This window comes from Edaphobacter lichenicola (genome assembly GCF_014201315.1).
GTDB classification, from domain to species: Bacteria; Acidobacteriota; Terriglobia; order Terriglobales; family Acidobacteriaceae; genus Edaphobacter; species Edaphobacter lichenicola_B.
The window spans coordinates 1,402,368-1,414,549 of sequence record NZ_JACHDY010000001.1 but is presented as its reverse complement, the minus strand read 5'-3'; the positions used below and the strand labels follow the sequence as shown (position 1 = coordinate 1,414,549).

At 58.5% G+C, this 12,182-nt stretch carries 10 protein-coding genes; 7 read left to right on the top strand and 3 right to left on the bottom strand.

Going from position 1 to position 12,182, the window contains the following annotated elements:
* The first annotated feature begins 114 nt into the window (after positions 1 to 114).
* The gene (locus tag HDF09_RS06050; RefSeq protein ID WP_183762873.1) at positions 115 to 798 is read left to right on the top strand and encodes a TetR/AcrR family transcriptional regulator; all 684 of its coding nucleotides are present in this window, start codon (positions 115 to 117) and stop codon (positions 796 to 798) included.
* A 243-nt stretch (positions 799 to 1,041) separates the two neighbouring features.
* Here HDF09_RS06050 and HDF09_RS06045 read toward each other — a convergent pair whose 3' ends face one another.
* Entirely contained in the window at positions 1,042 to 1,848 is an 807-nt protein-coding gene (locus tag HDF09_RS06045) for a HugZ family pyridoxamine 5'-phosphate oxidase (RefSeq protein ID WP_183762870.1), read from the bottom strand.
* Between the two features lie 309 nt (positions 1,849 to 2,157).
* Positions 2,158 to 4,005: a phosphoenolpyruvate carboxykinase (GTP) gene (locus tag HDF09_RS06040; protein WP_183762867.1), complete on the bottom strand. Its 1,848-nt coding sequence runs from the start codon at positions 4,003 to 4,005 to the stop codon at positions 2,158 to 2,160.
* Between the two features lie 277 nt (positions 4,006 to 4,282).
* Between HDF09_RS06040 and HDF09_RS06035 the strand changes: the two genes are divergently transcribed.
* Positions 4,283 to 5,014: a tetratricopeptide repeat protein gene (locus HDF09_RS06035; RefSeq protein ID WP_183762864.1), complete on the top strand. Its 732-nt coding sequence runs from the start codon at positions 4,283 to 4,285 to the stop codon at positions 5,012 to 5,014.
* Between the two features lie 83 nt (positions 5,015 to 5,097).
* Here the strand turns inward: HDF09_RS06035 and HDF09_RS06030 are convergent, their stop codons facing one another.
* Positions 5,098 to 6,288 (bottom strand): potassium channel family protein, encoded by a 1,191-nt coding sequence (locus HDF09_RS06030; RefSeq protein WP_183762861.1) that lies wholly within the window; start codon positions 6,286 to 6,288, stop codon positions 5,098 to 5,100.
* A 276-nt stretch (positions 6,289 to 6,564) separates the two neighbouring features.
* On the opposite strand from HDF09_RS06030, the gene HDF09_RS06025 reads away from it, so the two are divergent.
* The 5 genes from HDF09_RS06025 to pgi all read left to right on the top strand — a co-directional run bounded on the left by HDF09_RS06025 (position 6,565) and on the right by pgi (position 12,170).
* Positions 6,565 to 6,936 carry a response regulator gene (locus HDF09_RS06025; RefSeq protein ID WP_183762858.1) on the top strand — a complete coding sequence of 124 codons (372 nt, stop codon included), beginning with the start codon at positions 6,565 to 6,567 and terminating at the stop codon, positions 6,934 to 6,936.
* 11 nt (positions 6,937 to 6,947) lie between these two features.
* Entirely contained in the window at positions 6,948 to 7,172 is a 225-nt protein-coding gene (locus HDF09_RS06020) for a DUF2905 family protein (protein ID WP_183762855.1), read from the top strand.
* 292 nt (positions 7,173 to 7,464) lie between these two features.
* Positions 7,465 to 8,859: an exodeoxyribonuclease VII large subunit gene (xseA, locus tag HDF09_RS06015; protein ID WP_260180940.1), complete on the top strand. Its 1,395-nt coding sequence runs from the start codon at positions 7,465 to 7,467 to the stop codon at positions 8,857 to 8,859.
* Positions 8,856 to 10,202, top strand: a complete 1,347-nt coding sequence (gene glmM / locus HDF09_RS06010; RefSeq protein WP_183762852.1) for a phosphoglucosamine mutase — start codon at positions 8,856 to 8,858, stop codon at positions 10,200 to 10,202. Before xseA ends, glmM begins: the two co-directional genes overlap by 4 nt.
* Before the next feature lie 333 nt (positions 10,203 to 10,535).
* Positions 10,536 to 12,170, top strand: a complete 1,635-nt coding sequence (gene pgi / locus HDF09_RS06005) for a glucose-6-phosphate isomerase (protein WP_183762848.1) — start codon at positions 10,536 to 10,538, stop codon at positions 12,168 to 12,170.
* Positions 12,171 to 12,182: the final 12 nt, after the last annotated feature.

Genomic DNA, 12,182 nt, shown 5'->3' with positions numbered 1-12,182 from the left:
TGTTGTGTCGCTGACATGTTGTGTTGCTGACATCCTGATATGCTTGAAAGACAACCGGAACCATGTTCCAGATAATAACCGGAACATTGTTCCGTTTGCAAGGCCCCGCCGCCCATGAAAAAAAGAGTGACAGAACGAACGGACAAACAGGAGCATGAAGACAGCAAGCCTCGCCGCATGCGTGCCGATGCGCAGCGCAAGATGAGTTCACTGCTCCAGGCGGCGATGGAGGTCTTTCGAAAGTCAGGAGTAGACGCTCCCGTCCGTGAAATTGCGGAAAGGGCGGGCGTCGGCCTCGGTACGGTTTACCGTCATTTCCCGCAGCGATCCGACCTCATCAAGGCCGTCTTCCAGACCCAGGTGGATGCTTGCGCAGATGCGGCCCCTGTCCTCGCGGGCAAGTATGGGCCTGACGAGGCTCTATCTCGCTGGATGCACCGCTACGTGGACTTCATTGCGACCAAGCGAGGGCTCGCCGCAGCGCTACACTCCGGCGACCCGGCCTACGGCGCTCTGCCGGGTTACTTCAACAAACGCCTGCTGCCGGCAATGAAAACCTTGCTTGACGCGGCCGTTGCTGCGAAAGCAGTACGCCCAGGGATTGAAGCTGAAGACCTGTTGCACGCCGTCGCAAACCTGTGCCGGGGATCTCACGACAAAGAACCCGCCTATACGCAAAAAATGGTCGAACTGCTGGTCGATGGCCTGCGTTACGGAGCGAGCACGCAAACAGACACACGCCCTGAAACCCGACGTAGACGATCAATTAGTCCTGCAAAGACAGCTTCTCGAACCTGAAGTGAAGGTAAAGCCGCAAGCCAGGCAATACCCCTCTACACGCGGAATCTGCTCTTCCTTTGGCCTGCGCCAAAACAAGCCAAAACAAGCAAAGGGATGTTAAAAAGGAAACCCACGCAGCGCGGTGGGGGCTGTTGCGTGGGTATTCCAGTAAAGCAACGAAGTGGGTGGACTTCGTTATGACTGACTCAACCCGAAGGGAGTCTTGCCACTCATTAAAGATAAAGGCAAAGGGGATAGGAGTCAATAGGCATTTGTGGGGAGTGCATGGTTCTGGCGCGCCTGTTTCACCATCTCGACCAAAACGGAACGAGTGTCGCCAGGCGTCTTCGCCTCCCGAAGAAAAGCGATACGCGCACCCTTGATTCCTGCCGGTGTGACGGCTCGGACATGGAAGCCAAGCCGGTCGACCGAGGTCATCGTCGCCGACTCGGCTTCGAGTCCGGCGTGTGTCTTCGTCAGAAGAACGAGCGCGTCGCCGTGGTCGGCGTTCATGTGGTCCAGGATGCCCTGCGCTGCCCCGGCAAGGGGGTCGGGAGAGGCTGAGGCGTAGTCCGCCGCAGTGACCCAGCCCATGACGCCGAAGCCGCCCACGTAGTACACATCCACCGGCTCCAGACGGAAGAAGGCGAAGTCGGTAAAGTCCACCCAGTAGTGGCTGTTCGGGTGGGCCTTCAGGTAGAGTTCGCGAGCCCCGGGCTTCTCCTTCTCAATAATCTCGTGGACCGCCCCGACGAGGGTGACACGTGCCGCGCCCAGCACGTCGCCATCGGCAGCCGGTTGGGAGACAAAGAGGCTGGCGCGCGGGTCTCCCTTCAGGTTCTGGGTGTGCATCGCCATCGTGCTGATGAGGAACAGAGGCCGCCCCGAAGCGTCGAGCGCGTAGGGCATCAGGGAGCCGAAGGGGAAGCCAGGCTGCTTGCGGGAGACGGTCGAAAGCGTCGCTACGCTGGCCTGGTGAAGCAGGGTGCGGGAGCGTTCGGCGTGGCTGGGCTCAGGCACCGGCGGCTGCGGATTGGGGTTGATCGGTGCAGCGTGCTGATTCGACATAGGATCCTGCTTAGCTCTCTGAATAGTGCTTTCGTTGAAACTTTGAAGGTCAATCACCATTCAGAGGCAACCGAATCTTGGAACATCTGGCCCTGAACAGGGCCGTCCAAAATAACTCTGAACAGGGCAGGCCAAAATAAATTCTCAAAACGTGGCGTATTTTTCGTGATCTGAAATCGTGGTGGTTTCAGCCAGCATTTCACCACGATCTCACCACGTTTCACCATCCAGAACACCACGTTTTAGCACCAGCATTTCGCAAAAACCCCTGCAAAAACGCACATGCTACCACGCAGAAAAAAAACCTGGCTAAAGTCTACAGATGAGCAGTTCGCGCTCGTAGATCATCTCCGGAGGCAGGTGGTCGTGAAGGGCGAGGAAGAGCTCCTCGTGGCCCATGACCTCCTGCTTCCACTGGGCGCGATCTACCGTTTGTAAGACATCGAAGGTCTCGCGCGGAAAGTCGAGGCCCTTCCAGTTGATGTCCTCGAAGTGCGGCGTCCAGCCGATCGGGGTCTCCTTGCCCATGGCGCGGCCGCGAACACGATCGACGACCCACTTGAGAACACGCATGTTCTCGCTGTAGCCGGGCCAGAGGAACTGGCCGTCAGGACCCTTGCGGAACCAGTTGACGTGGAAGACGCGGGGCGTGGCAGAGAGGTTGCGCTGCATCTTGAGCCAGTGCCGGAAGTAGTCGCCCATGTGGTAGCCGCAGAAGGGCAGCATGGCCATGGGGTCGCGCCGCACCTTGCCGATGGCGCCGCCGGCTGCAGCCGTGGTCTCGGAGCCCATGGTGGCCCCAATGTAGACGCCCGCCGACCAGTTGAAGGCCTGATAGACAAGCGGCATGGTGGTCGGGCGACGGCCGCCGAAGATGAAGGCGGAGATGGGAACGCCGTTCGGATTCTCCCAGTCGGGGTCGATGGTGGGGCACTGCGAAGCCGGTGCGGTGAAGCGTCCGTTGGGATGGGCGGCGGGGGTGCCGGTCTCTTTGGCGATTGCCGGGGTCCAGCGATTGCCGCGCCAATCAATGAGTTCGGCGGGTGGGGTGTCGGTCATGCCCTCCCACCAGACGCCGCCCTCGGGGGTGAGGGCCACGTTGGTGAAGATGGTGTTTTTGGCCAGAGTGGCCATAGCGTTGGGATTGGTCTTGGCGCTGGTGCCGGGGGCTACGCCGAAGAAGCCGGCCTCAGGGTTGATGGCGCGCAGCTGACCATTCTCGTCTGGTTTGATCCAGGCGATATCGTCGCCGACGGTCCAGACCTTCCAGCCCTCGAAGCCAGCGGGCGGGATCATCATGGCAAAGTTGGTCTTGCCGCAGGCGCTGGGGAACGCGGCGGCCACGTAGGTCTTTTCTGTGGTGCCGTCGGTGCGCTTGGGCGATTCGACGCCGACGATGAGCATGTGCTCGGCCATCCAGCCCTCGTCGCGGGCGATGTTGGAGGCGATGCGGAGGGCGAAGCACTTTTTACCGAGCAACGCGTTGCCACCGTAACCCGAGCCGTAGGACCAGATCTCGCGGGTTTCGGGGAAGTGGACGATGTACTTTTCGTCGTTGCAGGGCCACGGGACATCCTGCTCGCCGGGTGCCAGGGGCGCGCCTACGGTGTGCATGCAAGGGACGACGCGCTTCTCGTCCTTGTCGATCTCTGCGAAGACGGGCGCGCCGATGCGGGCCATGATGCGCATGTTGACGACGGCGTAGGCCGAGTCGGTGAGCTGGACGCCGATCTGCGACATGGGCGAGCCGATGGGACCCATGGAGTAGGGCAGGACATACATGGTGCGGCCGCGCATGGCTCCTTTGAAGAGGGCCTTCAGCTTCTTGCGCATGACGAAGGGATCTTCCCAGTTGTTGGTGGGACCGGCGGTGTCTTTCGACAGGGAGCAGATGAAGGTGCGGTCTTCGACGCGGGCGACGTCGTTGGGAGCGGAGCGGGCGAGGAAGCAGCCGGGCCAGAGCTTTTCGTTGAGCCTGGTAAAGGTGCCGGCGTGGACGAGCTGGTTGCAAAGGAAGTCGTACTCGGCCTGCGATCCGTCGATCCAGTGGATGCGGTCGGGTTGGCAGAGGTCGGCCATCTTTTCGACCCAGCGAATAAGATGTTTGTTGGTTGTGGGCGGGGTCGCGATCGCGGATTCGACGGCTACGGTCTTCATAAGTGGTGGAATTCCTTCGGGTACAAGTCTTCGCCTCTACCGTGGGGCTGTCAACCCTCTGGAGAGGGTTCGGAGATGGTGGAACAAGTTCAGGGCACAGAGAGTGCACGGAATTGGCTCATTTTGCGCGTGTTGCTGATTTTGCGGCGATTCGGGTACGGGCGAGTCGCACTTCGATTACCGCGCTGATAGACTTAAAGTTCTGCGCTGTGACTTCGCGCTACCAGTTACCTCAACGCGGCACGACCGCGACGAGCAAAAGGAAGAACAAGACAAAGTGGACCAGCAGACCAAGCAAGCTCTCAAGCATGACCAGTTCGTCGATACCACACAGCATGGCCTTGAGTGGGCCAGCGAAAACCGCCGCTCCGTGATCGCTACCAGTGCCATTGCCCTCGCGGCGATCCTGGTGGTGGTGGGTGGCTTTCTGATCTATAACAGCCGCTCAAATCAGGCGTCAGTGGCCTTTGGCGCGGCGATGCAGGCTTACCAGACGCCGCTGGCAGCGCCCGGGCAGCAGGTGCCTGCTGGGGTGAAGACGTATGCGTCTGCGACGGAACGGGCTAAGTCGGCCAATGATCTTTTCATGGGCGTCGCGGACAAGTACGGGATGACCCCGGATGGCAGGGTGGCGCGCTACTTTGGCGGGCTGACCTACATGGAACAGGGGCAGAACGGCCCGGCGGAGAGCACACTGAAGCAGGTCGTGAGTGGTTGGAATGGGGATCTTGCGGCGCTCGCGAAGCTTTCGCTGGCGCAGCTTTATCGCCAGACGGGGCGGGATTCTCAGGCTGTGGATATCTACAACGAGCTGACGGCCAAGCCGACGACGACTGTGCCTTCCGGGCTGGCGCAACTACAGCTTGCGGAGCTGTATGAGGCACAGGGGAAGCCTGAGCTGGCGAAGAAGATCTATGCGCAGTTGAAGGATAAAGACGCTAAGGGCGCTGCGGGGACGCTGGCTGCTCAGAAGCTGAATCCTGCGCCTGCGGGGCCTGCTGGTCAGTAGCTTTTTGGATACAGATTTGGAAAGAGTTCGGGATGCGAGGGCTGTACGCCTTGCATCCCGAATCTGCATTGTGGGTTGCGGGATCAGCCGTGGTCTTCGTCGGGAAAGAAGGGCGTGCGGTCGCCTGCGGACTTCATGGCTGTGGCAGCATCGGTTCGCATTCTGGTCAGAAGGCTCCACTGATCGTTTACTTTTGGGGGCGCGACCCAGACGGGGAGGGGCAGGCGCAGGTATTCGGAGAGACCGTGGGCGTGAGGCTCGTAGAGAGCACGGATGGTGTGGAGGCGTTTTGCCGCGGCGGGATCGCCACAGAGTCGGAGCTGATTTTCGCCGAGCGCCTCGCAGAGATGGTAGAAGTCTTTGGACGGGAGGCGGTCGGGGTCGATTCGAGGATGTCCGGGCTTTCGTTCGAGGACTTCGAAGACCTCCCCGATGTCGATGAGGGCGTGGCGGGACATGACGAAGGTAAGTTGAGCCTGGCGGGAGTGGGTGCCTTCGATGACCGAGATCAGGAGGGCGCAGGTGTCGAGGATTGAGACGAGGGCGGCGAGCCAGCTTTGGGTGTCGTGCTGCGAGCGGTAGAAGCAGAGAATGGGGTAGGAGATGTGCGACTCGAGGATCTCGGCGGACCAGCGCTCCCACTCCTCCAGCAGATCGATGAGGGCTTCTTCGCTTCCTTCGAAGGCGTGGCGGCGGAGGAGTTCGGCGGCGTTGGGAGGGGAGCCGGCGCGTGCGTCGAGGAGGGCAACGCTGATCTCGCGGTGCGAAAATGCCTGATAGAGCACAGGAAGATAGCCGATGACGAGGGCGACGAAGCCGAGGCCTACGCCTGACTCGAAGATGATGAAGGCCCGTGCGAGAAGGCTGTGGGGGACGACGTCTCCCAGGCCGAGAGTGAAGAGGGTCGTGCCGCTTACGTAGAGGTCGGTGCCGAACTGTGCCAAGGGGCTGTTGGCGTGTTTCATCATGGCGTCACCAAACGGGGAATGCATGGAGAAATAAAACATTCCGAAGCCGAGGATGAGAAGAAGCGCCCATAAAAGGAGAAGCAGAAGAAGGGAGAGCGGGCCGTAGATGCTGTAGATTTGTTCGCGGAGTTTTTTGTTGGTGATGCGTTCGGCCATCAGGACCCAGGGGATCCATGTGGCGATGATGAAGATGCGGGTGATTCGAAATCGCCCGGTGGGGCGGCGGGGAAGGATGATGGTCTGGAAGGCGTCGAGGGCGACTCCCAGGCAAAAGAGCAGACCGGCGATGAATGCGGCGACGTGCAAGATGAGATCCTTGATCGATTCGGAGTCAGCGTTTCTGTCGTAAACCTTACCAGAGACTGAAGTTGCGATTCTGTACGGGTGAAATCGCAGGTCGTGGTTCGCAAACTTTCTTTTGCACAGCCTCGTTGATGACTCTCCCTTGAAGAGCGGAGTCTAACTCTTCAGAGATGAAATCATTGAATTTTGATTCGACAAATATGCTTTTTGAGGCCTAGTCTGGATTTATCAGGCATGTGTTGACGCGCGCAACCCGAACGATTCGCACGGAGGGCACCGATGCAGCGAGTTCTGGTGGTTGATGATGACCGTCTTGTGGCCGATACGCTGACTCTCATCTTTGAGAAGAGTGGTTTCAAGGCGAAGGCCGCTTACTCCGCAGATCAGGGATTGGAGTGTTCTCGCGAGTTTGAGCCAAATCTACTTCTGTGCGATGTGTCGATGCCTGGGCGGGATGGACTTTCGCTGGTAAACGATGTGACGCGGGAGTTGCCGGCCTGTCGCATCCTTATGCTGACCGGTTTCTACTCCAATCTGAAGAGTGTGCGCGAGCGGGCCAGCACCATGTCGCGACCTGTAGGCATTCTTACCAAGCCGTGTCAACCTTCGGAGCTTCTGCGTGAGGCTGCCGCGCTGCTGGCGACTGCTTAGAGTGGTGCAGCATGCCTGAGCTGGGTCGTACTCTTGTCATCCTCGGGTTGTTGCTGGCTCTGGCAGGTGCGCTCATCCTTGGGTTGAATCGCCTGAATCTTCCTCTCGGTCGTCTTCCCGGTGACCTTAGCTGGCGTGGGCGGGGATGGTCGGTTTCCTTTCCCATCGTAACTTCGATTCTGATCAGCGTTCTTCTGAGTGTGCTTCTTTGGGTTGTGGGACGTCTGCGCCGTTGACCGTCTGATTGGCGGCGTCGCGATGCTAGACTCAGGCAAGATGTCCGAAAGGGAAGACAATCCGCCGACACTGGCCAGCCTGCGAGCGCGGCGAGGGAAGGTCCGGACCGAAAGACGGTCGATCTCGAAGATCTCGACAATCCCTGCGCAGGACTCGCTGCTTCAATCGGAGCTTTTCTCTTTCTTTGAAGAGAACGCCGGGATAACGGTTGTTGCTTCTGCGGAGCCAGTTTCTGGCAGGGGAGAGTCTGGCGAGGTTGCGATAAGGCCCAGCCCGCGAAATATTTCGGAGATGAGCGAGCAGGCGACGGAGCGTCGTATCTGGAGTGTTCGCGCGCTGGTGATGAACATAAGGCAGGAGATTGAGACGGCCTATAGTGATCTTTGGGTCGAAGGTGAGATCTCCAACTGCAGGCCAGCACCCTCTGGCCACACCTACTTTACGTTGAAGGATGGCGAGGCGCAGTTACCGGTTGTGCTCTTTCGCCGTCAGGCAGGACTGTTGCGCTTCCGGCCTGAGGATGGGCTTGCGGTTCTGGTTCGCGGCCGCGTCTCGGTGTATGAGAGCCGGGGGCAGCTCCAGATGATTGCGGAGACGATGGAGCCTCGCGGTGCCGGGGCGTTGCAGGTTGCGTTCGAGCAACTGAAGGCGCGATTGCTGGCGGAAGGACTCTTCGACGCGGGGCGTAAACGCCAGCTGCCTTCGTTTCCGAAGTGCGTTGGCATCGTTACTTCGCTGTCCGGCGCGGTGATTCGGGACATTGTTACCGTCGTTCGTCGTCGCCATGCGCGGCTGAATCTGCTGGTATATCCCGCTACGATGCAAGGTGCTTCCAGTCCGGAGTCTGTTGCTGCGGGGATTCGCTGGTTCAACGCAAACTCTTCGCGGGTCGATGCGATTGTGATTGCGAGAGGGGGCGGCTCGATCGAAGATCTTGCCGGCTTCAACGATGAGGCGCTGGCGCGTACGATTGCCGCGTCCGCACTTCCTGTTGTCTCCGCAATTGGGCACGAGACTGACTTTACGATTGCTGATTTCGTTGCGGATCTTCGAGCGCCGACGCCGTCCGCTGCCGCGGAACTGATTACTGCCGCTCAACATCGCATCGAGGAGCGCGTTGCTGCGTTGGGCGCGAGGGTGCAGCGTGCTGGAAGATTCCATTTGATGCATGCGAGACAGCGCTATACACGACTCTCTGCAGAGGCGGTTTTAAATCGATTGCGAGATGTGGTTAGCCGGAGAGATCAGCGGCTTGACGAGCTTCGCTTTCGTCTTGACGCGGCTGCGCAACGACGTCTTCGCGTTCCTGCCCAACGGCTGAATGCTGTGAGCGACCGTCTCCGCCGCCAGGATATCTCTGATCGCATCGCTGCGACGAACCATCGTCTGCAGGCTGCCACACAGCGGTTGCAGCGCGCCGCGACGGAGAACGTTGCCGGCCGGTGTACACGGCTTGAAAGGGCTTCGACGAGGCTCGATGCGTTGTCGCCGCTTGCAGTTTTGTCACGCGGCTATGCCCTGGTGTACTTGCAAGGCGGCGCTGGAGACGGCACGTTGCTGCGTTCTTCCACAGATGCGGCGCAGGGCCAGACTATACGTGCGCGGCTTGCACAGGGGACGCTCGAAGCCGAAATAACTCAGACTCATAGGGACGAAGCAAACGTAATGGAGACCAGCAAGTCATGAAGAAGCTCTTTGGAACCGATGGCATTCGCGCTGTCGCTGGGCAGTCGCCCCTTGATGCGACTACGGTATACGCTATCGGACTTGCATTGGCGCATATTCTCGGGGTGAAGACTCCGAGGCCCCGCGTGTTGCTCGGGATGGATACTCGCGAGTCGAGCGAATGGATTGCCGCAACGTTGACTGCCGGGCTGGACGCGGGCGGTGCTTCTGTTGAAAGCGCTGGTGTGATTACGACCCCGGCGATTGCGTTCCTTACGCATACTCATGGCTTCGCAGCTGGCGTCGTCATCTCGGCCTCGCATAATCCGTGGCAGGACAATGGCATTAAACTCTTTGGGCCGGACGGTTATAAGCTTCCGGATGCGGTTGAGCTTGCAATCGAAGAGGAGATCTTCCGCCAACTTGCTTCATCGACGGCTGTGCCGCAAAGGACCGTGCCGCCTGCTGTGAATGAGGCCGATCGCGCTGAGTACGTTCGCTTTCTGCTGGCGTCCGTCCCAGAGCTTTCACTGGATGGGAAGCAGATCGTGATCGACTGTGCCAACGGGGCTGCTTCGTCGGTCGCGCCTCAGTTGTTCTCCGACCTCGGCGGAGAGGTTTTGATCACCCATGCCAGTCCAGACGGGAGAAATATCAATGAGGCCTGCGGGGCGTTGCATCCGGAAATCGTTGCCGAACAGGTGAAGAACTGCAAGGCATCGATGGGAATTACGTTTGATGGCGATGCCGACCGTGCGCTCTTTGCAGATGAGCATGGTCGCGTTGTGAACGGGGATGCGGTGCTGTTGCTCGCGGCACGCGATTTGCAACGTCGTGGACTTTTGACGAACTCGACGGTGGTTGCGACTACGATGTCCAACATGGGGCTTGAGGCGGCGCTGAAACGCAGCGGAATCGAGATGCTTCGCGCCGCGGTAGGCGACAAGTATGTTCTTGAACAGATGATTGCCACGGGTGCGGCTCTGGGAGGAGAACAGTCGGGCCATATTATCTTTAGCGGACGCAGCACGACGGGGGATGGACTACTGACGGCATTGTTGTTGCTGGATGTCGTACATCGGAACGGGAGGTCTTTGGGGGAGCTACTGGCAGATTTGAAGGTGTTTCCGCAGGTGATTGTGAACGTCAAGGTGCGCGAGAAGAGGCCGCTTGAGGGGATTCCGAACGTGGCTGCTGCAATTCGTGCCGCCGAGGTGGAGCTTGCTGATTCGGGCCGAGTGGTGATTCGTTATAGCGGCACCGAGGCGCTGGCCCGGGTGATGATCGAAGCGGAATCAGAGCCACTGATGCGGCATCATGCAAATACGATCGCTGCCGCAATACGGACTGAGATCGGAATCTGAAGGACCGGCATCTAAATGATCGCGGTGGCCGTGTACTAAGCAGGACCTGTCCGATCTTGTTTCGGAGTGGTAACTCTATGCCGTCGAACTTGTCTTATGGGCAATGAATAGTTCAGCTTTTTTCTGGAATATCTATTTGTCTTTCGAACATCAATAAAAGAGAGGCTGGAGTTAGGACCGTGGATTTGTATAGGCTGCTTTTCCGGGAGTCTTCGTTAAAATTGCGGGAAAGTTACAGGTTTTTCCACCTTCCATCTTCAATACGATATTTGTAACGGGAATGAATAGTAGTCTGGTCTGGCGGAAACAAACAGAGATGCAAGGAGCATGCAGATGACGACGAAATTGACGCCGCTTAGCGAGCGTTCGGCATGGAAGGCGCTGGGTGCGCATCATCAGAAGATCGAAGACACGCAGCTGAAGCAACTTTTTGCAGATGATCCTGGGCGAGGAGAGCGGTTTACCCTTGAGGCTGCGGGCATCTTTCTTGACTACTCGAAGAATCGCATTACGGATGAGACGCTGAAACTTCTGGTTCAATTAGCGGAGGAGTCGGGACTGAGGGCGCGGATCGACGCGATGTTCCTCGGGGAGAAGATCAATATCACCGAGAATCGGGCAGTGCTGCATGTTGCGTTGCGCGCGCCGAAGGGTGAAAAGATCGTCGTCGATGGTGAGGATGTTGTGCCGGCGGTTCATGCGGTACTGGACAAGATGGCGGCTTTCGCGGATAGGGTTCGGAGTGGGGCGTGGAAGGGACATACGGGCAAGCGAATTAAGAACGTCATCAATATTGGGATTGGCGGCTCGGATCTTGGACCGGTGATGGCGTATGAGGCGTTGAAGCACTATAGCCAGCGCGATATTAAGTTCCGCTTTGTGTCGAATGTTGATGGAACGGACTTTGTCGAGGCGGTGCAGGATCTGAATGCAGATGAGACGCTGTTTCTCGTTGCCTCGAAAACCTTTACGACGCTGGAGACGATGACGAATGCTCACTCGGCGAGGGACTGGTCGCTTGCTGGATTGGGTGGCGATGAGAAGGCGGTTGCGAAGCACTTTGTCGCGATTTCGACGAACGCCAAGGAGGTTGCGAAGTTCGGCATCGATACGGCGAATATGTTTGAGTTCTGGGACTGGGTCGGCGGCCGGTACTCGATGGATTCGGCGATCGGGCTGTCGACGATGCTGGCGATTGGGCCGGATAACTTTCGCGCGATGCTGAACGGGTTTCATCAGATGGATGAGCACTTCCGCACGGCACCGTTCGCCAGCAATCTGCCAGTCTTGCTGGGGCTGCTGACGGTCTGGTACACCGACTTCTTCGATGCGCAGACGGTTGCGATTCTGCCGTATGAGCAGTACTTGAAGCGGTTCCCGGCGTATCTCCAGCAGCTGACAATGGAGAGCAACGGAAAACATGTAACTCTTGATGGCACACATGTTACGACCGTGACAGGGCCGATCTACTGGGGCGAGCCCGGGACGAATGGTCAGCACTCGTTTTATCAGCTGATTCATCAGGGGACGCGTTTGATTCCTTGCGATTTTATTGGGTTCTATAAGACACTCAATCCGCTGGGGCCGCATCATGACATGTTGATGGCAAATGTGTTCGCGCAGGCTGAGGCGCTGGCGTTCGGCAAGACGGCGGAGCAGGTGAAGGCTGAGGGGACGCCGGATTGGCTGGTTCCGCATCGTGTGTTCGAAGGCAATCGTCCGTCGAACGTAATTCTTGCGGATCATCTGACTCCGGAGGTGCTGGGCAAGTTGATTGCTCTTTATGAGCATGCGGTGTTCACGCAGGGTACTATCTGGAGCATCGACTCGTTCGATCAATGGGGCGTTGAGCTTGGGAAGGTGCTGGCGCAGAAGATTATTGGAGAGCTTGAGAGCAAGACGGAGCCTGCGCTTTCGCATGATACTTCTACAACGAATTTGATTCGGAGATACAGGAAGAACAAATAAGGGTCGGCGGCT